The following is a 21344-nucleotide window of genomic DNA, read 5'->3' as shown; positions in this document are numbered from 1 at the left end:
CGTTTTGGGAAAGACAAGGATGAATGAAACCCCGATCAGGAGGCGAAGGACCTGAGTAAAATTTATGTATTAGACACAAATGTGTTATTACAGGATCCGAATTCAATCTTTTCATTTGAAGACAACGAGGTCGTCATTCCGGCCGTTGTGTTAGAAGAAGTAGACTCGAAAAAGAGATACATGGACGAGGTTGGGCAAAACGCCCGGCGCGTCTCACGTTTAATCGACGGTTTGAGATCGAAAGGGAAACTGCATGAAAAAATTACACTAGAATCAAAAGGGACGCTGCGCATCGAGCTGAATCACCGCTCTTTCCATGAACTTCAAGAAATTTTTATTGAAAAAACGAACGATAATCGGATTTTAGCGGTCGCGAAAAATTTGAGCTTAGAGGAAGAAACAAAGCCTCACGGACGGCCTGTTATTTTGGTCAGCAAGGATGTCTTAGTCAGGGTAAAGGCAGATGCTATAGGTCTCCAAGCAGAGGACTTCTTAAGTGACCGTGTGCTGCAAAACGAAGACATTGATAACGGCTATCATGAGCTCTATATTCCGACCGAGCAATTGAATACATTTTATAAGCAAAGTCAATTGCCGATAAAAGAAGTCACAAGTGCACCATTAAACCCTCATCAATTTGTCATTATGAAGGGGAATGAAGGCGGTTCTGCTTTAGGAATGCTTGATCAAAAGGCAGAGCATGTGAAACGGCTTATTTATGATCAAGAGCATGTTTGGGGAATCCGTCCGAAAAATGTTCAGCAGACGATGGCCCTAGAGCTGTTATTGCGCCGTGATATTCCGCTCGTGACATTGATCGGAAAAGCAGGAACTGGTAAAACACTGCTTGCACTGGCTGCCGGATTAATGCAGACAGAGGATCTCGGGATGTTTAAAAAACTGATCGTAGCCCGTTCCATTGTCCCTGTTGGCAAGGATTTAGGCTACTTGCCAGGTGAAAAGGAAGAGAAACTCAGACCATGGATGCAGCCGATTTATGACAACCTGGAATTTTTATTTAATACAAAAAAACCTGGTGAACTTGATGCGATTTTGGCGGGAATTGGTTCTATTCAAGTGGAAGCTTTAACGTATATCCGTGGAAGAAGTATTCCTGATCAATTTATTATCATTGATGAGGCGCAGAATTTAACGAAACACGAGGTAAAAACATTATTAACGCGCGTCGGAGAGGGAAGTAAAATCGTGCTGATGGGGGACCCGGAGCAGATCGATCATCCTTATTTAGACAGCTTAAATAATGGGCTTACGTATGTCATTGAGCGGTTCAAAGGTCAGCAAATATCTGGACATGTCAAGCTTGTCAAAGGAGAAAGGTCTGGACTTGCACAGCTTGCAGCTGATTTGCTGTAGTCCAGACCCTCTGTCTTATGTAATGATGAGCTCTTTGACACCTTTTATCGGCTGAGTGAGGTTGGACTGATCTGCGAAATAAACGTGGATTGGTCCTTCTTCTGTCATCGGCTTCCCATTTTGGCTGAAGTGTGCAATGCTTTCCATTGCCTGAGAAAGCGGAACAGCAATTGTCTCTGTTTCTGTGACAAATTCGCATGTGTCTGCATGTTCAAGCGGTTCTGCATTTTTCAGCATATCACCCAGCTTCATTCCGAAGCTGCCTGTGATGAGTCTTTCCTTTTCGTACTTCTTCTCTGTTTTTAAAGTGGGTGGAAGTGTTTGTCCTTCTCTGATCACCCGCTCTTGGTCAAGCTCCTGATCCAGCTGACTTTCTTCATTTGCCGTGCTTTTTTCAAAAAATGAATCCATTAAAAATTTGCGGTCATCAAAAATCCATACACTTGGATCAATGGTGATCTTGTACTTTACGTTCCCCTTAATTTGAATGATGCTCATGTTCAAGACAACCCCTTTCCAACATAAATTATAGAAGTTTTCGCCTGCTTTGTCACTTTCATAAACATGCTTTTCCTTGTACACACTAATCGTACATGAAAGATAGGGAGGATGTTGGGCATGGCATGTCGTGACAATGAAGAGCTTCAGCGATTTGTAGAAGAAGCAAAAAAAGTGGCCAAAGATGGCAAAGTAGCATCCTATATTCCCGCTCTCGCCAAAGCGGATCAGACGGATTTATCTGTGGCTGTGTACCATGTGAGTAATACTTGCCACTCGGCAGGAGATGTAGATAAACGCTTTACCCTGCAAAGTATTTCTAAAGTATTAGCTCTTGCGCTCGTGCTTTCAGAAGAAGGGCCAAAAAAAGTCTTCCAATTTGTTGGACAAGAGCCAACAGGTGATCCGTTTAATTCAATGATTAAGCTGGAGACAGCAAATCCGAATAAGCCGCTGAATCCAATGATTAATGCAGGAGCGCTTGCAGTCACAAGCTTAATAAGAGGAGCCACTCCGCAAGATCAGCTGAACCGCCTGCTTGGCTTTATTAGAGAGCTCGCAAATGACAAAAGCATTACATACTGCAAGGAAACAGCCGCATCCGAATTTGAGACATCGATGATTAACCGGGCTATGTGCTATTATATGAAGCAATATCATATTATTAGAGGGAACGTAGAAGAGGTCATGGACGTGTATACGAAACAATGCGCCATCATGATGAACAGCTTAGATTTGGCGAAAATTGCTTGTGTTTTTTCATTAGATGGCAGACATCCAGAGACGGGCAAGCAAATTCTTTCAAAAGATGTCGCTAGAATTTGTAAAACCTTTATGGTGACGTGCGGCATGTATAATGCAAGCGGGGAATTTGCCATTAATATCGGCATACCTGCTAAAAGCGGTGTTTCAGGCGGGATTATGGGAGCGGCACCATATGATTTTGGAATCGGAATTTTCGGTCCTGCCCTGGATGAAAAAGGGAATAGTATTGCTGGGATTAAGCTGCTTGAGCTCATGAGTGAAAAATATGAGATGAGTATCTTTTAATGAGAAATGTCTTCTTTTTATTTTCACAAAGCGAACTGTACAAATCTGCTTGCAATTTTGGGCGTTTCGCTTTATGATAAATAGAAGAATTAGGTACTCGCCTGGGGAACGGAGGGATACTTTTGGCGTCAGAAATTTTAGTCGATCATCGGCAAAAAGCACTGGCTTTATTAAAATTGGATGCAGATAAAATTTTAAAATTGATCCAAGTGCAAATGGACAACTTAACGATGCCGCAATGTCCTCTTTATGAAGAGGTTTTAGATACTCAAATGTTCGGATTATCGAGAGAGATTGATTTTGCTGTCCGGCTTGGATTAGTTGATCAACATGAAGGCAAGAAACTACTCGATAAACTTGAGAGAGAGCTTTCCGCACTTCATGATGCGTTCACAAAAAAATAACGATTGAAAACTCAAACTTCCACAACATAAGTTTGAGTTTTTTTGTCCCCTATTTTCTTTTGATGGATTGACGGTAAACGGACTTGATTCTTTCATGAATGACGAACAATATAAAAGAGGTAAAACGGGATCAAACGGAGAAAATGTAGTAGAATAAGAACAGCTAAGAAGATATCAAGCAGTAGAAACAGACGTTAGGAAGAGGATTATATGTTAAAGAGAATGCTAAAATCGTATGACTACTCATTATTGTTCGCCATTATCTTAATCAGCGCATTTGGTTTGGTTATGGTGTATAGCTCAAGTATGATTACATCTGTTATCAGATACGATGCCGCGCCAGATAACTTTTTTAAGAAACAGCTCTTATTTATGATTGTTGGAGCAGTCATCTTGATCTTTACAGCATTAGTTCCATATCAGCTGTTTTCAAATAAGAAATTCCAGATTGGTATGCTGCTGATTTCAGTTTTTTCCCTCATCTATGTGTACTTTGGCGGTCATATTGCAGGGAACGCAAGAAGCTGGATCAAATTAGGCCCTTTTAGTCTTCAGCCAGCTGAATTTGTAAAGATTGTCGTCATCATCTATCTTGCTGCGGTGTATGCCAAAAAGCAGCATTATATTGATCATATTTTAAGAGGTGTTACGCCTCCGATCGTGATTGTCTCTATCCTGTGCGGATTTATCATTTTACAGCCGGACTATGGGACAGCCTTTATCATTGGCATGATTGCCCTTGCGATGATTTTATGCTCAGGTTTTAGCGGCAAAACGCTAGCGAAGCTGCTCGCGCTATTTAGTGCAGTAATGGTCGTCGTGACCCCATTTATTATTCTTTTTTGGGATAAAATTTTCACGCAAAATCGTCTCGGACGTTTTGAGAGTTTCCAAGATCCATTTAAAGATGCAGGGGCTACTGGGCATCAATTGATTAATTCATATTATGCGATTGGATCAGGCGGCTTTTTTGGACTCGGTCTAGGAGAAAGCGTTCAAAAGTACGGGTATCTTCCAGAACCGCACACAGATTTTATCATGGCAATTATCTCAGAAGAACTTGGCTTTTTCGGCGTGTTTTTTGTTCTCGCTCTTCTTGGTTTCATCGTCGTGAAAGGTTTTTACATTGCGAGAAAGTGTGAAGATCCGTTTGGAAGTTTGCTTGCAATAGGAATTTCCTCCATGATTGCGATCCAAACTTGTATCAATTTAGGCGGTGTTTCAGGTCTTATTCCAATTACTGGGGTGACACTTCCGTTTATCAGCTACGGGGGATCGTCTATCATTTTACTTAGCATCTGTATGGGAATGCTGCTGAATATCAGCATGTTTACTGAATATAAAGAGCGTTACAAAAAGAAAAAATCAATGAGCAAACCATCAGTTGAAAAAAATGGATTGCAGAAAACTTTGAATCTTTAGAAAACAAAAGTGTACAGTTTTCATTTCTTCCTTTATTATAGAGTACATATAAAATTTTAAGGGATATGGAGGAGTGAGAATGTCACAGAGAACAATTCAAAAGGTTCTAGTTGCAAACAGAGGGGAAATCGCTATCAGAGTCTTCAGGGCCTGTACGGAGCTCAATTTACGTACAGTGGCCATTTATTCCAAAGAAGACTCGGGCTCTTATCATCGCTATAAAGCTGATGAAGCATATCTAGTTGGAGAAGGGAAGAAACCGATTGATGCCTACCTCGATATCGAGGGGATCATCGAAATTGCAAAACGAAATGACGTGGATGCGATTCATCCAGGCTACGGATTTTTATCCGAAAACATTCATTTTGCAAGACGATGCGAAGAGGAAGGCATTCAATTTATCGGTCCAACTTCTCAGCATTTAGATATGTTTGGAGATAAAGTAAAGGCGAGAGATGAAGCGAAAAAAGCTGGTATTCCAGTCATTCCAGGAAGTGACGGACCAGTTGATTCGGTCGAAGAAGTCGAAAAATTCGGTGAAGAATACGGTTACCCGTTTATTATTAAAGCTTCACTAGGCGGCGGCGGCCGGGGTATGCGGATTGTCAGATCAAAAGAAGAGCTGAAGGAAGCCTACGACCGTGCGAAGTCAGAGGCCAAAGCTGCTTTTGGAAATGACGAAGTATACGTTGAAAAGCTGATTGAAAATCCAAAACATATTGAAGTGCAGGTGATTGGAGACAATCACGGCAATATCATTCATTTATATGAGCGTGACTGCTCTGTTCAAAGGCGGCATCAAAAGGTCATTGAAGTGGCGCCAAGTGTGTCTCTAACAGATCAATTGCGTGAAGATATTTGCGAAGCGGCTGTCCAGCTGGCCCAGAATGTATCGTACATTAATGCAGGGACTGTAGAATTCCTAGTTGCAAATGGAGAGTTTTACTTCATTGAAGTCAATCCAAGGGTGCAGGTAGAACACACGATCACAGAAATGATCACAGGTGTCGATATCGTTCAAACTCAAATTCTTGTTGCAAAGGGGCATAACCTTCACAGCAAAGAAGTTGGTATTCCAAAGCAAGAAGATATCTTTACACACGGCTTTGCCATTCAATCAAGGGTCACAACAGAAGATCCTTTAAATGACTTTATGCCAGACACAGGAAAAATTATGGCCTACCGCTCAGGTGGGGGATTTGGTGTACGTCTTGATACAGGGAACAGCTTCCAAGGTGCGGTCATTACACCTTATTACGACTCACTATTGGTCAAGCTGTCTACATGGGCGCTCACGTTTGATCAAGCGGCTGCTAAAATGGTTCGAAATTTACAAGAATTCAGGATTCGCGGAATTAAAACTAACATCCCATTTCTTGAAAATGTGGCTAAGCATGAGAAGTTCCTAAAAGGGGAGTACGATACATCGTTTATCGACTCAACGCCAGAGCTATTTAATTTCCCTAAGCAAAAAGACCGCGGAACGAAGATGTTGACTTATATTGGTAACGTTACCATTAATGGGTTCCCGGGTATTGCGGAGAAAAAGAAGCCTCATTTTGACAAGCCAGACGTACCGAAGCTTCCTCTCAATCAAGAGATTCCGTCTGGGACAAAACAATTGTTAGATACGCATGGACCTGAGGGGCTTGCCAACTGGGTGAAAGAACAAAGTAGCGTCCTTTTAACTGACACAACCTTTAGGGATGCGCATCAGTCTCTGCTTGCGACACGCTTTAGAACACATGATTTAAAGAAAGTTGCCCAGCCGACAGCAGGTTTATGGCCAGAGCTGTTTAGTATGGAAATGTGGGGCGGGGCTACATTTGATGTTGCGTACCGTTTCTTAAAAGAAGATCCTTGGGAACGATTGAAAGAGCTTCGTCAAGAAGTGCCAAACACGCTGTTCCAAATGCTATTAAGATCATCAAACGCTGTCGGATATACAAACTATCCAGATAATGTGATCAAAGCATTTGTAAAAGAATCAGCCGAGGCAGGCATTGATGTGTTCCGTATTTTCGACAGCTTAAACTGGGTCAAAGGCATGACGCTTGCCATTGATTCTGTTCGGGAATCAGGCAAAGTGGCAGAGGCGGCGATTTGTTATACGGGGGATATTCTTGATCCATCTCGTCCAAAATATGATCTTGGGTACTATGTATCTCTTGCAAAAGAGCTTGAATCTGCCGGCGCACATATTTTAGGTATTAAAGATATGGCGGGGCTATTAAAACCGCAGGCAGCATACGAGCTAGTCTCTGCTTTAAAAGATGAGCTTACGATCCCTATCCATCTTCATACGCATGACACGAGTGGAAATGGACTGTTCACCTATGCAAGAGCGATTGATGCAGGCGTTGATATTGTGGATGTTGCCGTCAGCTCTATGGCAGGACTCACATCGCAGCCAAGTGCAAGCTCACTTTATTATGCTTTAGATGGACATGAAAGAAAGCCAGACATGAACGTCCAATCTGTCGAACGCCTTTCTCAATACTGGGATTCCGTCAGAAAATACTATCATGAATTTGAAAGCGGCATGAATTCGCCTCATACAGAAATTTATGAGCATGAAATGCCTGGCGGTCAATATAGTAACTTGCAGCAGCAGGCGAAAGGTGTCGGTCTTGGCGAGCGCTGGAATGAAGTAAAGGAAATGTACAGACGTGTGAATGACATGTTTGGTGATATTGTAAAGGTAACACCATCCTCTAAAGTAGTTGGAGATATGGCACTTTATATGGTGCAAAATGATCTAACAGAAGAAGATGTTTATGAAAAAGGCGCAACACTAGACTTCCCGGATTCTGTTGTGGAATTATTTAAAGGCTATTTAGGCCAGCCGCATGGCGGATTCCCAGAAAAGCTGCAAAAGCTGATTTTAAAAGGGGAAGAGCCTCTTACTGTCAGACCTGGTGAGAAGCTGAAGCCAGTGGACTTTGAAGACATTAAGAAGCAGTTCAAAGAATCTCATGACCTGACGTTAACAGAGCAAGACGCAATTGCGTATGCCTTATATCCGAAAGTCTTTTCTGAATTTGTCCAAACAGCAGAAAGCTATGGTGACATCTCTGTTCTTGATACACCAACGTTCTTCTACGGGATGAGGCTTGGAGAAGAGATTGAGGTAGAAATCGAAAAAGGAAAAACTCTGATTGTCAAACTCGTATCAATTGGTGAACCGAATCCAGATGCCACAAGAGTTCTTTACTTTGAGTTAAATGGCCAGCCGCGTGAAGTAGTGATTAAGGATGAAAGCATCAAATCCTCTGTTCAAGAAAAAATGAAGGCGGACCGCTCGAATCCAAATCACATCGCCGCATCAATGCCAGGCACTGTCATCAAAGTACTCGTGGAAAAAGGGCAGAAAATTTCTCAAGGTGAGCATTTGATGATCAATGAAGCCATGAAAATGGAAACGACTGTACAAGCTCCATTTTCTGCGGTTGTAGATGAAATACATGTGACAAATGGAGAACCGATTCAAACCGGTGATCTGTTAATCGTATTAAAGCCTGAATAATAAGTGAGACACATCCACCGTGATGTGTCTTTTTTTTGAGCGCATTAAAATGTGCAGCAGCCAGTGAGAGTGATTACACTATAGAGTGAGGTGAAGAAGGTTGGAAAACATTGTTGTGATTTGGTTTCGCCGGGATATGCGATTAGATGATCATATCGCCTTATCAAAAGCGATCACATATGCAAAAAAACACGAGTACAAATTATTTGCTCTTTATCATCTAGATCCATTTTTTACTGAAATGGACCTCGATTTAAACAACGAACATTTTTTTCAAAACTTGGCGCATTTCGTCAAGGAAGCAAGAGAATCTCAAACGTATATTCACCTTCTCTATGGAGATGTCTTGCGTGCCTTTCAGCAAGTTATCGATGTCTATGACATCAAAGCTGTCTTTTTTAATGAAGATCAAGTGGGAATCGGTCAAAAGCGTGACCATCAAGTAACCGCTTTTTTAGAAAAGAAGGGCATTCATGTGTCAAAATGGCAAGATACACACCTTCACGGGGCGCAAGATATTTTAAAAGCGGATGGCACTCATTATCAAGTGTTTACTCCATACTATCAATCATGGCGAAAGCAAGAGAAGCAGATTGTGATAAAAGTTGACAAATCATTTCTCAGTAGCGCTCATACGATTTGTGATGAGTCACTTTCACACAAAGGGAATGACAAACTACGCAGTATAATCATGAGATGCTCAAGAAAATTTGATCAAATCGGCTCACACAAAGCGATGAACACGCTGCATGACTTTATCCAAAAAAGACTAACACGTTACCATGAAAAACGAGATATGCCATCTGTTTTTGGAACGAGCAAGCTGTCACGTTTCTTAAAAACAGGGACCATCTCAATTCGAACGATCTTTCATGCGGTACATGAGGAAGCACTGTTTGAAGACGAGGGCAGAGAAACCTTTATCAAAGAGCTGGCGTGGCGAGATTTTTACCATATGATTTATGCTCATTATCCAGAGATGAAAGAAAAAGAAATCAATTCGGCGTTTCAAGGGATGAAATGGAATGAAGATGAGACGCTGTTTGAAGCATGGTGTAAAGGTGAAACAGGCTTTCCCCTCGTTGATGCAGGGATGAGACAGTTAAATGAGGAAGGCTGGATGCATAATCGTTTAAGGATGGTCACCGCCTCATTTTTAACAAAGGATTATTTGATTGATTGGAGAAAGGGAGAAGCGTATTTTGCAAAAAAGCTTGTGGATTATGATGAGGCTTCGAATATCGGAGGATTTCAGTGGGCAGCTTCTGTTGGGACAGATGCCGTGCCGTACTTCCGTATTTTTAACCCAACGACCCAGTCGAAGCGGTTTGATCCAAGCGGGGAATATATTAGAAGATATGTACCAGAGCTAGAGCATGTTGATGAAAAATGGATTCATGAACCAAGTAAAATGCCGATAGATGAACAACTGAAATCGAGCTGTGTGCTAGGTGATACATACCCGCTGCCGACAGTTGATCACAAGGAAAGACGCAAAAAGGCCATCTCGCTATTCGAAGAAGCAAAACAACAATAAAAAATCCCCCTCTTCACATGATAGGGGGATACAATTCTTATCTAAATGGCTCTTTGCTTTCATATTTAAACCGGGCAATGAGTAAGCAGAAGTAGCATAGTACCCCAAACAAACAAGAAATAAAGAATGAATGAGCCAGCGCGTAACCAAGTGCAAGATGAGAATAAACAGACATCACACCTGAAATGGCTTGAAGTGTAATCAGAATGGCTGAGATAATCCACCCATAATAAATCTGCTTCTGTTCTTTATAATGTTTCATGGCATGGAACATTGCGACAAATATCCAGACGAATAAAAGAAGTGCTGCTGCTCGGTGAGACATTTGAACCCACTGATTAAAATACGTTGGAAGTGCACCGTCTTTTGAACAAAACGGGAACACAGAGCAAGCAAGACTTGACTTTGTATGTCTCACATAAGCACCCGTATATACCACGATATACGTATACGTGATCACTCCATAAATATGGAACTGCATTTTTTTGCCGATATGAAGCGGCTTCACAAGCTTTGTTTCAGATCTGGTTGCTTCAAAGACAAGAAGTGCAAGCAGTAATACTGAAGCAAATGAAATGAGTGAAATACCGAAGTGCAGTGCCATTATAAGTGCGTTAGAGCCAAATACGACGGCAAGAGCTCCTAACAGCGCTTGAAGCATTAAGAATATAATGGACATGATGACCAAGAATTTGGTTTCACGGAATACTGGACTAATTTTTTTCCAGCATAAGACCGCCAGTGCCAGAACAAGAATGGTGGAAACCCCTGTTGACATGCGGTGACTCCATTCGATGATGGAAGCGGGGTTCATTTCAGGAAAGAAACGACCATGGCAAAGGGGCCACTGTCTACCGCAGCCAAGACCCGAACCGGTTTTCGTCACAAGCGCACCGCCAATCAGTACGATCAGCATCACAAACGTTGTGATCACGCTCAATAGCCTTAAAGCAAATTTCATCAAATTATTTCACCTTCTCTAAAAAACTTCTGATGTAAATGAAAACCTCACATGCTCTCAAGTTTAAGCCAAATGCGTGTTCTGTTGCAATTCATAATGACCAAAGTTCACAAAAAAATGATATGTTAGTTCACAAAGTTTACAGATTTAGAGTGCTTGATCTTTCTTTGACAGTCTGATAGAAATAGAGGAGAGAATATTTCATTTTGCACCGCCTTCTGAAACACACATATATCCTAATAAATTCACGAAAAGTTCACAAATAACTTCAAGTTTGTCGTTTATTATTTAATAGGATGTTTTTTTACAGCTGTTTATCTTGTATGATAGAGTTGTAATGATTTTACGTGTCATTCGTTCGTTTGAAGGTTTGAGCAAGGGAGGTTATACACATTGGCAAATTCCAAAACAGCCGCGGAAGCAGCTATTCATGGACAAATAGAAGAAACAACAGCGTGGAAAGATTTTCTTGCTCTGATTAAAATGGGCATCGTCAATTCCAATTTCATTACGACATTTACTGGAATGTGGCTTGCTTTTTATTTTACAGGTATGAGTTTTCTTGGAAATCTTGATATTGTGCTGTTAACAATGATTGGTTCTTCTCTTATTATTGCCGGTTCATGCGCAATTAATAATGCGTTTGACCGTGATATTGATATATTAATGGAAAGAACAAAAACAAGACCGACGGTTACAGGTAAAATTCAGCCGGGGCAAGCGTATGCATTTGGCATTCTGCTTGTTGTATTAGGACTCATTATGCTTCTGATGACAACCATTACATCAGCAGTGATTGGATTTATTGGAGTCTTTACTTATGCGGTTCTTTACACCATGTGGTCTAAACGCCACTACACCATCAATACAGTTATCGGAAGTGTATCTGGCGCGGTTCCGCCATTAATCGGCTGGACAGCTGTCACAGGTACAATCGACACAACAGCTTGGGTTTTGTTTATGATTATGTTCATTTGGCAAATCCCGCACTTCCTGTCACTTGCGATTAAGAAAACGGAAGATTACCGTAAGGCGGGCATTCCAATGCTGCCAGTTGTTTACGGCTTTGAAGTCACAAAACGCCAGATCATCATTTGGACAGCATGTCTTCTTCCGCTTCCATTTTTCTTAGGTGGATTAGGATGGCCGATTGTCGCACTTGGTACATTGCTTAATATTGGATGGCTTGTTATTGGCCTTATGGGCTTTAAAATGAAAGACATCATGAAGTGGTCAACGCTCATGTTCGTTTATTCATTAAACTACTTAACCATCTTTTTCGTAGCGATGATTATTATTACACTATTCTAGAGTGAAATACACTTTGATCACATCAAAACAATGGCTATATCTTATAACACAACATTTTCTAACAACTATGAAAGCCGCCTGATATTCAGTTCTATTTAGGCGGCTTTCTGTTTATACATAGATGGTATTTTGAGTAAAAACATCATTTTTTTATGAAAAGAGGAAATGTAAGTGCTTTTATAAGAGGCGGGGGTTATGCATGGGTGAGAAGTGATTTTATAAATAAGAGGTAAAAAGCGAAAGGCAAAGGAGATCAAGCAAAAGGGGTTGGGACAAATTATGATAAGAAAATGGCGTGTTTATTCACTGTTTCTCTTACTGACGCTCGTTTTGGCGGGCTGTGGTGAACCATACTTATCAACACTCAAGCCTGTTGGGGAAGTAGCAGATAAACAGTTTTTCCTAACGGTACTGAGTACACTCATTATGGTTCTTGTCGTCATTGTTGTATCGATCATTTTCTTTTACGTCATCATTAAATTCAAACGTTCTAAAGTGGGAGAAGATACGATTCCAAAGCAGGTGGAAGGGAACCGCAACCTGGAAATCACATGGACAGCGATTCCGATTCTTCTACTCATTATTCTCGTTGTACCTGTTGTGGCATACACGCTTGAACTAGGGGATACAAGCGCTATGGATAAGAAAAAACGAGATCCTGAAAAGACACTTGTTGTCAATGTAAGAGCCAGCTTATATTGGTGGGAATTTGAATACCCTGATTATGGGATTGTCACAAGTCAGGAATTGATCGTACCAACAGATCAGAAGGTATATTTTAAGCTGAAAGCGTCCGATGTCAAACACTCATTCTGGATTCCATCGGCTGGCGGTAAAATTGATACAAACACAGATAATGAGAACAAATTTTATTTAACCTTTGACTCGAAACGAACGAAAGATGCAGGGGAATATTTCTACGGGAAATGTGCGGAGCTGTGCGGGCCGTCACATGCTTTAATGGACTTTAAAGTTAAAACGCTTTCTCAAGATGAGTTTTTAGGATGGACGAAAAAAATGGCTGATTACAAGAAGCCTGAATCCACAAAAGATCTCGCTTTAGAGGGTGAAAAGCTATTTAAAGAGAAAAACTGCTTAAGCTGTCACGCAGTAGAGCCTGGTGACGAACGGCCGGAAGCAGCAAGGACTGCACCAAACCTTGCGACCTTCGGAGAGCGGACGAAAGTAGCTGGAATTAAAGACATGAACAAAGAAAATGTGAAAGCATGGCTGAAAGATCCAGAAAGCTTTAAACCAGGTAATAAGATGACAGGAACGTACCCTAAATTAAATGACTCAGAAGCAGATGCACTTTACGAGTATTTAAAAGGTCTTAAAATCGAGTAACAACTAGAGCAAATATTCAAGAGGGTATGTGATCGATGTGAAGTTTTTGTTAAGAGCTCCCGAATATGTCTCTACAACCGAGAGGTCGTCATCTGTCAGACATAGTCTGTTTAAAGGATCGTGAAGAAAGACATCTATATGAAAAGGGGCAAATGGGAGATAAGAGGGGGATTTCATGGTGAGTACAATAGCTAAAAAGCGGGGGTTTGGCGCTGTCTTATGGGATTACTTGACAACGGTTGACCACAAAAAAATTGCCATATTATATTTAGTGGCAGGGGGATTTTTCTTTTTGGTTGGCGGCCTAGAAGCGATGTTTATCCGTATTCAGCTAGCCATCCCTGAAAATGATTTTGTCAGTGCAGGGGTTTACAATGAAATCATGACGATGCATGGAACGACAATGATTTTCCTTGCAGCTATGCCGCTGTTATTTGCATTAATGAATGCGGTAGTACCAATTCAAATTGGTGCACGTGACGTAGCATTTCCGTTTGTGAATTCACTTGGTTTTTGGTTATTCTTTTTCGGAGGAATTTTCTTAAACCTTGGATGGTTTATGGGCGGAGCACCTGATGCAGGCTGGACTGCATACGCTTCGCTCACGCTGAATTCAGAAGGTCATGGAATGGATTTCTACATTTTAGGTTTACAGATCGCGGGTATTGGTACGCTGATTGCCGGAATTAACTTTCTTGCAACGATTATTAATATGAGAGCGCCTGGTATGACGTATATGAGAATGCCGCTCTTTACTTGGACGACATTTGTCGCCTCCGCACTTATTTTATTCGCATTCCCGCCGCTGACAGCAGGGCTTGCGATGCTGATGCTTGATAGAATGTTTGACACGAGCTTTTTCAATCCAGAGCTTGGAGGAAATACAATCATCTGGGAGCATTTGTTCTGGATTTTCGGACACCCGGAAGTATATATCTTGATCCTGCCGGCATTCGGAATCTTCTCAGAGATCATTCCAGTGTTTGCAAGAAAAAGATTGTTTGGTTACTCGTCCATGGTGTTTGCTACTGTATTGATTGGTTTCCTTGGATTCATGGTGTGGGCGCATCACATGTTCACCACGGGGCTCGGACCTATCGCCAATGCGATCTTTGCTGTAGCGACCATGGCAATAGCAGTGCCAACAGGAATTAAAGTATTCAACTGGCTGCTCACGATATGGGGCGGTAATGTGAAGTTTACAACGCCGATGCTTTATTCTGTTGCCTTTATTCCGTCGTTCTTACTTGGCGGGGTAACTGGGGTCATGCTTGCGGCAGCTGCAGCAGATTATCAGTTCCATGATACGTATTTTGTTGTGGCGCATTTCCATTACGTCATTATCGGCGGGGTTGTATTCGGTATTCTAGCAGGTGTGCATTACTGGTGGCCGAAGATGTTTGGAAAAATACTGAATGAGAAGCTTGGAAAAATTGGCTTTGTGCTGTTTTTCATCGGTTTCCATTTAACTTTCTTTATCCAGCATTTTCTCGGTTTATGGGGCATGCCGCGCCGGGTCTTTACGTTCCTGCCAGGTCAGGGTCTCGAGCTTGGGAACTTAGTCAGTACGATTGGGGCACTGTTTATGTTTGTAGCTGTTGTGATCATGCTGATTAACATCATCTGGACAACAGCAAAAGGAGAGCGGGTATCGAGCGATCCTTGGGGAGATGGAAGAACACTTGAATGGGCAGTTTCTTCGCCTCCGCCAGAATACAACTTTAAACAGCTGCCGCTTGTGAGAGGACTAGATCCATTATGGATTGAAAAAATGGATGGTAAAAAAGGAATGACAGCATCTGAACCGCTCGATGATATTCACATGCCGAATAACTCCATTTTGCCTGTCATTATCTCATTCGGTCTATTTGTGTCAGCGTTTGGTTTCATGTATCGTCAAGAGCACAGCTGGGGGCTTCCGGTGATCTTCATTGGTCTTGGTATTACGTTTGCGACCATGCTCGTTAGGTCTTTGAAAGATGATCATGGATACCATATTCACAAAGAAGATTTGACTGACGACGATGATAAAGGGGTGAAAGCATAATGGAACCACAAAAAATGACGGCGGAAACCTTTCCGGCTTCTCCCGAGAAGGCCACGTTAGAAGGGAAGAATAAGTTTGTCGGGTTCTGGCTGTTTCTTGGAGGAGAAACCGTTCTGTTTGCATCGCTTTTCGCCACTTATTTGGCGCTGAAAAACTCAAATGCAGGCGGAGCAAAAACAACTGATATGTTTGACCTCACACTTGTCTTTATTGCCACAATGCTTCTATTAACGAGCAGTTTAACGAGTGTGTATGCCATGTATCATATGAAAAACTTTGCCTTTAAAAAGATGCAGCTTTGGCTTGGTATCACGGTCCTTTTAGGTGCTGGGTTTTTAGGGGTTGAGATTTATGAGTTTTATCACTATGTGCATGCGTATGAATTTACGATTACCAGCTCTGCTCTTGGTTCTTCCTTCTATACACTTGTAGGAACTCACGGAGCTCACGTCGCCTTCGGACTTTGCTGGATTACCGCTCTTATGATTCGAAATATGAGACGCGGACTCGATTTATACAATGCGCCGAAATATTATGTGGCAAGTCTCTATTGGCACTTCATTGATGTTGTGTGGGTCTTCATCTTTACCGTTGTATATTTAATGGGAATGGTGGGATAAGAATGGGAAATAAAAACACAAATCAGTCCAAAGTCGACCTTGTATATCGTAAAAAGAAAAATGCCGAAGAAATGAAGCATCAGCTCATTTCTTTCGGCTTGATGATTGGATTAACATTTGTTGCGTTTTTAACGATCGCCTCAGAAGACGTTGGAAACTGGTTCGCAGTACCATTTATTTTACTGCTTGCAGGCATTCAGGTAGCTTTTCAACTTTATTATTTTATGCACATGAACCAAAAAGGGCATGAAACACCCGCCTTGTTTCTATACTCAGGTGTGTTTGTTGCGTTTATTACCGTATTAGCCTTTTTGACCATTATATGGTGGTAAACCCGCTTTGCCCTTGAAGGAGGCGCAGCAATGGAGAACTTAGAAATATTCGGATTTCGGGCATTATGGAGCCCTTATTATTTGACTTGTATTGTGATAGCAGCTGCTCTTTATCTGCTTCTTGTGACAAAGGGAAAGCACCGTGCGACGGTGAAAGAGAAAACATTATTTCTGACGGGGCTTGTTCTGTTATATGCTGTGAAAGGGAGCCCAATTGATTTAATGGGGCATATTATGTTTAGTGCACATATGGCGCAAATGGCGGTGCTGTACTTAGTCATCCCGCCTCTCCTTATTACAGGATTACCTCCAGCCATTTGGGAGCGGATCATTCAAACACCAGGTATTCAAGCTGTTTTCCGTTTGTTTTCCAAACCTTTAATTGCACTGCTTGGGTTTAACGGCTTGTTTTCGCTGTATCACATTCCGCTTGTGTTTGATTTTGTGAAAACAGATCCGTTTTACCACGCAGTGATGACGGTGGTTATTTTTATCGCTGCCTTTTTCATGTGGTGGCCGCTTGTCCATAAAGTTCAAAGTCAGCCGCAGATCACAGGCATTTTGAAGCTTGGATATATCATGGCAGACGGGATATTGATGACACCGGCCTGTGCACTCATCATGTTTAGTGAAGCACCGATCTATGCAACCTATTCAGATGCCGGCGCATGGATACAAGCACTGCATTTATGTGTGCCAAGTGATATGCTAGCAGGCCTTGCCCTCACTGGCCCTGATATGTTCCACACCTTGCCACTGCTAGAGGACCAGCAGCTAGGTGCGATTTTGATGAAAATTATTCAGGAGATTGTGTACGGCTCTATTCTTGCTGTTGTCTTCTTTGACTGGGCAAGAAAAGAAAGAGCAAAAGATGCCGTACCAGATGCGCTTATTCCGAAATATGAATAAAAAAAGCACAGCCATCTGGGACTGACCCCATAAGATGAGACAAATAAAAAACACCTTCAAGTTTGAAAACGGATCGTTGTGATCCGAAATAAAACATGGAGGTGTTTTTTCTATGGGGACAAGAGTGAGTTATCCGGTTGAAGTCAAACAGAAGGCTGTAGAAATGAGATTGGCAGGCGTATCAATGAAAGAGATCTTGCGGGAATTGAATATCACAAATAAAACGCAGGTTCAGACATGGGTGAGGTGGCATAAGGCTGGGGATACACACCGGTTTGAACAGCCTGTTGGAAAACAATATACCCATAGAAAGGGTCCCGAGTACTCTTCCGAATTAGAGAGACTGCAGGCAGAAAATCGCTATCTGAGTCAACAGAATGAAGTTTTAAAAAAGTACAACGAATTGGAAAGGAAGTTGATAAGGAAACGTCAATCAAACTGGTAGAAGAATTGTGCAAAACGATGACAGTACAGGACATCTGTATCCATTTAGGCGTCTCACGCGCTTCGTACTATAGATGGAAAAAGAATCTGACTCAGAATCATTCTAAAAGACAACTAGAGAAGCAAATCGGCACGTTGTGCCGAGAACATAAGTATCGATATGGATACCGAAAAATCACAGCCTTACTAAAAGTGAGAATGCGTATTAACCATAAAACTGTTCAACGTATCATGCAGAAAAACCAGTGGCAGTGCCGGGTTAAAATGAAAAAGCGTAAGAAGAATGGGCAGCCCTATGCCGTGGCCGGTAATATACTGGATCGGAACTTTCAGTCTGATCGCCCTCTTGAAAAACTAGTAACGGACATCACGTATTTGCCTTATGGACAGAAACAATTGTACCTTTCCAGTATATTGGATTTATATAATGGAGAAGTGATTGCGTTTACGATTGGTGATAAGCAGGACACAGACTTTATCTTAAACACACTTGATCAGCTCCCAGCACTGCCTGAAAACTGTGTGTTACATAGCGACCAAGGTTCTGTGTATACATCTTACGAGTATCAGAAAGCTGTTCATATAAAAGGCATTACCATGAGCATGTCCCGTAAAGGGACGCCCGCTGATAATGCCTCCATCGAATCGTTTCATTCCTCGCTAAAGTCTGAAACGTTCTATCTTAACAGCATTGATCGAACTACGACCACCATCGTAGAACGCACTGTCAAAGAATACATTTATTATTATAACAACATTCGTATTCAAACAAAACTAAACAACCAATCACCGATCAACTATCGGCAATTGGCTGTATAAAGGTGTTTTGATCCCTGTCTCAAAAACGGGGGTCAGTCCCATCTGGCTGTGCTTTCAGCTTAGAAAAAGGGCTAAAATAAAGAATATTTCAGCCCTTTGTTTTATGCTTCAGCCGTCATGGCTTCTAGTTTTTCCTTCAGCTGTGCAAGTGTTTTTTTGCTTGATTGGATGAGAGACTTAGGGAATTCTTCGCCTTCGCCGTATTCAACGCCATGTGGATAATAGTGTTTTCCAAGTAACGGTGTTAGAAGCTGAATGTGTGCCTTTTTGGATCCGACATCTCCTTCAGTGGCGTAGCCGGAAATCCGTAAATAAAAGGTTCCCTCTACCATGCTGTACTTTCTGTCGTATGTCACACGCTCATAATCCCATTGATCGGCTCGTACAAATCCTTCACTTTCCATAATGAAATCTAATTTATTTAAGTCAGCTGATACCTTTTCAATCCCCGTACCTTCAAACTTCACCCAAAACCCCTCCTTATAAAATTTCCCTTTACTGACAATCATAGTATGAAAGCGTTAAACTTTCAACTGTGAAAGGTATGTTCTTTTATAAGCTGGTTACAGTAATAAAGAAAATAACGGATGGAGGAATCAACGTGAAAACGAAAAAAATCAAAGATATTATGACAAAAAAAGTAGTGACATGTCAGCAAGATGACAATACGTATGAAGCAGCAGTCAAAATGAGAGATGCTGATATTGGTGCCATTCCAGTGGTTGATGGAGATCAGCTCGTAGGAATAGTGACAGACCGTGACCTTGTGCTTAGAGGCATTGCAGAAAAAAAGCCAAACTCACAGGAAGTGGGCTCGCTGATGACAAAGGAAGTATTAACAGCTGAAGAAGATGCCACACTTGAAGAAATTGTCCGGCTCATGTCAGAGCATCAGCTCCGCCGCATTCCTGTTGTAAAAAACGGCGCATTAACAGGGATTGTCGCTCTTGGAGATTTATCAGTCGAAGATTTATCAAATGATCGCGCGGGAGAGGCACTGACAGAAATCTCTCAACAGGATCAAGATCATGGACAAGGATTTCTTCATTAAGAGGGGCATATTTTAAATTCGTGTTAAATAGGCTGTATTGTCGTTGATAAATGGAGCAAGTTTTGTTTAAATGACAGTAGAAGGTACTTTTTGTACCTTGCCAATTTAACGGAGGTGTTTATTTGAAAACTGTGCTCAAAACACTCCTCATCCTCCTGATTATATCTGGAACGTACGTTCTGTTTATTCAATATGGATCTTCACCAGAAAAAGAAAACAGCAATGAACCGAAGGTGTCTAATGAAGAAACATCTAGCGATAAGCCGATCAACATCCCAAAAAAGGGGCTCATGTCCTTTATGGGGAAATCTTCAAACGAAGTGCTTAAACAGCTGGGAGAACCAGATCGAATTGATCCTTCCGCATATGATTATGACTGGTGGATTTACAACCAATCGAAGAAGCACTATATTCAAGTAGGGGTAAAGGATAGTAAAGTGGTGACCTTGTTTGCTACAGGAGACGGTCTGAATGTAGAACCGTTTAAAATCGGTCAAGCCACGAGTGAAGTATTTAAGAAAACACAAATTGCACCTTATATTCATGTGGAGGATGAACAAAATTCATACCGCTTTGAATTCTCAGAAGATGATATGAATACAAGACCCACTGTGAAAGTGGGAGATGATGTGTATGTTCAGCTTTACATGGATAAGTTTGAAAGCATCCTTTCAAGTATCAGGGCCTTCAACGCAGATACATTTGTGAAACAAAAGCCGTATGAGGTGGTCTACCGAGGTCAATTGGTAGAACCTGAGGCGATATCAGGCGAAAAGTGGAAAGATATAGAAGCTTCCAGTCAAAAACAAATTTTTGATATGACCAATATTATCCGCCATAAGTACAACCTGCCGATCTTAAAGTGGGATGATGAAACCTCTGAAGTGGCATTCATGCATAGTGAGGACATGAAAGAGAATCATTATTTCTCCCATGAATCTAAAAAATACGGTACGCTGAAAGACCGGTTAGAAAGAGGCGAGGTGGGCTTTCAGCTCGCAGGTGAAAACATTGCCTATAACTATGTCGATGGACCTGCAGCGGTAGAGGGCTGGCTCAATAGTGAAGGTCACAGGAAGGCGTTATTAAATAAAGATTACACGCATCTTGGCGTAGGGGTGAAAGAAAAATATTACACCCAAAATTTCATCAAGAAAACTTCTTAAACGAAAGCAGCTGCATGGTCGCAGCTGTTTTTTTGATGTTTAAAAAGAGGCTCACCAAAACAGATGCTGGTGTATATAGTATAGTAGGCATTTGTATGGGGGGTGAGGATATGACAAACAAGCAAAAACAAACATCCATTGATGAATTTAAACAGTTCGTCAGACGCCATCCGAAGTTAATTCAAGAAGTGCAAACGCAAGAAAAAAGCTGGCAAAGTGTATACGAGAATTGGGTCATGTTTGGTGAGGAAGATGAGATGTGGTCACCTTACCGGCAATCGAAATCAGAAGATGCGAAAGAAGAAAAAGTCTCTAAGCCAAGTGAAGCAGGAAAAGCAGATTTTATGTCTAAAATGGTTTCTGCTGTGAAAAAAATGGACGCTGATCAAATGAATGAACAGATTAACAAAATGAGCCAGTCTATTTCCTCTTTACAAAGCTTGCTCGGCCAATTTTCATCCAATGGTTCAAAGAAAGGTTCATCTGGAGGCAGTCAGCACCCATTCTCCTTCAGGAAAGATTAAGT

19 protein-coding genes are annotated in these 21344 nt (G+C 41.6%); 16 read left to right on the top strand and 3 right to left on the bottom strand.

What is annotated here, in order from left to right; all coding sequences use genetic code 11:
• The first annotated feature begins 51 nt into the window (after positions 1-51).
• Positions 52-1374, top strand: coding sequence for a PhoH family protein (locus JJ692_RS13945; protein ID WP_025092370.1), 1323 nt, complete (start codon positions 52-54; stop codon positions 1372-1374).
• A gap of 15 nt (positions 1375-1389) precedes the next feature.
• Here JJ692_RS13945 and JJ692_RS13940 read toward each other — a convergent pair whose 3' ends face one another.
• Positions 1390-1872 carry a hypothetical protein gene (locus JJ692_RS13940; RefSeq protein WP_024426903.1) on the bottom strand — a complete coding sequence of 161 codons (483 nt, stop codon included), beginning with the start codon at positions 1870-1872 and terminating at the stop codon, positions 1390-1392.
• Between the two features lie 120 nt (positions 1873-1992).
• Between JJ692_RS13940 and glsA the strand changes: the two genes are divergently transcribed.
• From glsA to JJ692_RS13915, 5 genes are all read left to right on the top strand, one after another.
• Entirely contained in the window at positions 1993-2922 is a 930-nt protein-coding gene (gene glsA, locus JJ692_RS13935) for a glutaminase A (RefSeq protein ID WP_206533885.1), read from the top strand.
• A gap of 122 nt (positions 2923-3044) precedes the next feature.
• A complete protein-coding gene (locus JJ692_RS13930) occupies positions 3045-3326 on the top strand; it encodes an Fpa/YlaN family protein (protein ID WP_003212509.1) in 282 nt (93 codons plus the stop codon).
• Between the two features lie 210 nt (positions 3327-3536).
• Positions 3537-4748, top strand: coding sequence for a putative lipid II flippase FtsW (gene ftsW, locus JJ692_RS13925; RefSeq protein WP_034621092.1), 1212 nt, complete (start codon positions 3537-3539; stop codon positions 4746-4748).
• A 79-nt stretch (positions 4749-4827) separates the two neighbouring features.
• Positions 4828-8274, top strand: coding sequence for a pyruvate carboxylase (gene pyc, locus JJ692_RS13920; RefSeq protein ID WP_206533884.1), 3447 nt, complete (start codon positions 4828-4830; stop codon positions 8272-8274).
• A 100-nt stretch (positions 8275-8374) separates the two neighbouring features.
• Entirely contained in the window at positions 8375-9811 is a 1437-nt protein-coding gene (locus tag JJ692_RS13915; RefSeq protein WP_268748934.1) for a cryptochrome/photolyase family protein, read from the top strand.
• Between the two features lie 37 nt (positions 9812-9848).
• Here the strand turns inward: JJ692_RS13915 and JJ692_RS13910 are convergent, their stop codons facing one another.
• Positions 9849-10772 (bottom strand): COX15/CtaA family protein, encoded by a 924-nt coding sequence (locus tag JJ692_RS13910; RefSeq protein WP_044334038.1) that lies wholly within the window; start codon positions 10770-10772, stop codon positions 9849-9851.
• Between the two features lie 393 nt (positions 10773-11165).
• Between JJ692_RS13910 and cyoE the strand changes: the two genes are divergently transcribed.
• From cyoE to JJ692_RS13875, 7 genes are all read left to right on the top strand, one after another.
• On the top strand, positions 11166-12083 hold the full coding sequence (gene cyoE / locus JJ692_RS13905; protein ID WP_034281660.1) for a heme o synthase: 918 nt from the start codon (positions 11166-11168) through the stop codon (positions 12081-12083).
• 279 nt (positions 12084-12362) lie between these two features.
• The gene (gene coxB / locus JJ692_RS13900; protein WP_024424778.1) at positions 12363-13430 is read left to right on the top strand and encodes a cytochrome c oxidase subunit II; all 1068 of its coding nucleotides are present in this window, start codon (positions 12363-12365) and stop codon (positions 13428-13430) included.
• Positions 13431-13605: 175 nt separating this feature from the next.
• Positions 13606-15477 carry a cytochrome c oxidase subunit I gene (gene ctaD / locus JJ692_RS13895; protein ID WP_024424779.1) on the top strand — a complete coding sequence of 624 codons (1872 nt, stop codon included), beginning with the start codon at positions 13606-13608 and terminating at the stop codon, positions 15475-15477.
• Positions 15477-16097 carry a cytochrome c oxidase subunit III gene (ctaE, locus tag JJ692_RS13890; protein ID WP_024424780.1) on the top strand — a complete coding sequence of 207 codons (621 nt, stop codon included), beginning with the start codon at positions 15477-15479 and terminating at the stop codon, positions 16095-16097. Before ctaD ends, ctaE begins: the two co-directional genes overlap by 1 nt.
• Positions 16098-16099: 2 nt before the next feature.
• Entirely contained in the window at positions 16100-16429 is a 330-nt protein-coding gene (gene ctaF, locus JJ692_RS13885) for a cytochrome c oxidase subunit IVB (protein WP_024426910.1), read from the top strand.
• Positions 16430-16459: 30 nt separating this feature from the next.
• Complete coding sequence (gene ctaG / locus JJ692_RS13880; protein ID WP_024424782.1) at positions 16460-17338, top strand: cytochrome c oxidase assembly factor CtaG; 879 nt, start codon at positions 16460-16462, stop codon at positions 17336-17338.
• 112 nt (positions 17339-17450) lie between these two features.
• Positions 17451-18601 (top strand): IS3 family transposase gene (locus JJ692_RS13875; protein WP_206533883.1). Its coding sequence is split into 2 segments (ribosomal slippage): positions 17451-17724 and positions 17724-18601, totalling 1152 coding nucleotides; the frame shifts between segments, so codons are not numbered across the junction.
• Positions 18602-18702: 101 nt separating this feature from the next.
• Here the strand turns inward: JJ692_RS13875 and JJ692_RS13870 are convergent.
• On the bottom strand, positions 18703-19068 hold the full coding sequence (locus JJ692_RS13870; RefSeq protein ID WP_024424282.1) for a YugN family protein: 366 nt from the start codon (positions 19066-19068) through the stop codon (positions 18703-18705).
• A gap of 161 nt (positions 19069-19229) precedes the next feature.
• Here JJ692_RS13870 and JJ692_RS13865 point away from each other — a divergent pair, with 161 nt between their 5' ends.
• From JJ692_RS13865 to JJ692_RS13855, 3 genes are all read left to right on the top strand, one after another.
• The gene (locus tag JJ692_RS13865; protein WP_029707658.1) at positions 19230-19652 is read left to right on the top strand and encodes a CBS domain-containing protein; all 423 of its coding nucleotides are present in this window, start codon (positions 19230-19232) and stop codon (positions 19650-19652) included.
• 122 nt (positions 19653-19774) lie between these two features.
• Positions 19775-20818 (top strand): CAP domain-containing protein, encoded by a 1044-nt coding sequence (locus JJ692_RS13860; protein ID WP_044330804.1) that lies wholly within the window; start codon positions 19775-19777, stop codon positions 20816-20818.
• A 110-nt stretch (positions 20819-20928) separates the two neighbouring features.
• Entirely contained in the window at positions 20929-21342 is a 414-nt protein-coding gene (locus JJ692_RS13855; RefSeq protein WP_044330803.1) for a YlbD family protein, read from the top strand.
• The last annotated feature ends 2 nt before the right edge of the window (positions 21343-21344 follow it).

Source organism: Bacillus sp. 3a (assembly GCF_017161885.1).
Classification (GTDB): Bacteria; Bacillota; Bacilli; order Bacillales; family Bacillaceae; genus Bacillus; species Bacillus safensis.
This window is presented reverse-complemented; position numbering and strand designations above follow the sequence as displayed.

What these genes read in the sequence shown, in the direction of transcription:
- JJ692_RS13940 (WP_024426903.1), bottom strand. Translation starts at nt 1,872, where the DNA reads ATGAGCATCATTCAAATTAAGGGGAACGTAAAGTACAAGATCACCATT.
- glsA (WP_206533885.1), top strand. Translation starts at nt 1,993, where the DNA reads ATGGCATGTCGTGACAATGAAGAGCTTCAGCGATTTGTAGAAGAAGCA.
- ftsW (WP_034621092.1), top strand. Translation starts at nt 3,537, where the DNA reads ATGTTAAAGAGAATGCTAAAATCGTATGACTACTCATTATTGTTCGCC.
- pyc (WP_206533884.1), top strand. Translation starts at nt 4,828, where the DNA reads ATGTCACAGAGAACAATTCAAAAGGTTCTAGTTGCAAACAGAGGGGAA.
- JJ692_RS13910 (WP_044334038.1), bottom strand. Translation starts at nt 10,772, where the DNA reads ATGAAATTTGCTTTAAGGCTATTGAGCGTGATCACAACGTTTGTGATG.
- coxB (WP_024424778.1), top strand. Translation starts at nt 12,363, where the DNA reads ATGATAAGAAAATGGCGTGTTTATTCACTGTTTCTCTTACTGACGCTC.
- ctaD (WP_024424779.1), top strand. Translation starts at nt 13,606, where the DNA reads ATGGTGAGTACAATAGCTAAAAAGCGGGGGTTTGGCGCTGTCTTATGG.
- ctaE (WP_024424780.1), top strand. Translation starts at nt 15,477, where the DNA reads ATGGAACCACAAAAAATGACGGCGGAAACCTTTCCGGCTTCTCCCGAG.
- ctaF (WP_024426910.1), top strand. Translation starts at nt 16,100, where the DNA reads ATGGGAAATAAAAACACAAATCAGTCCAAAGTCGACCTTGTATATCGT.
- ctaG (WP_024424782.1), top strand. Translation starts at nt 16,460, where the DNA reads ATGGAGAACTTAGAAATATTCGGATTTCGGGCATTATGGAGCCCTTAT.
- JJ692_RS13865 (WP_029707658.1), top strand. Translation starts at nt 19,230, where the DNA reads ATGACAAAAAAAGTAGTGACATGTCAGCAAGATGACAATACGTATGAA.
- JJ692_RS13855 (WP_044330803.1), top strand. Translation starts at nt 20,929, where the DNA reads ATGACAAACAAGCAAAAACAAACATCCATTGATGAATTTAAACAGTTC.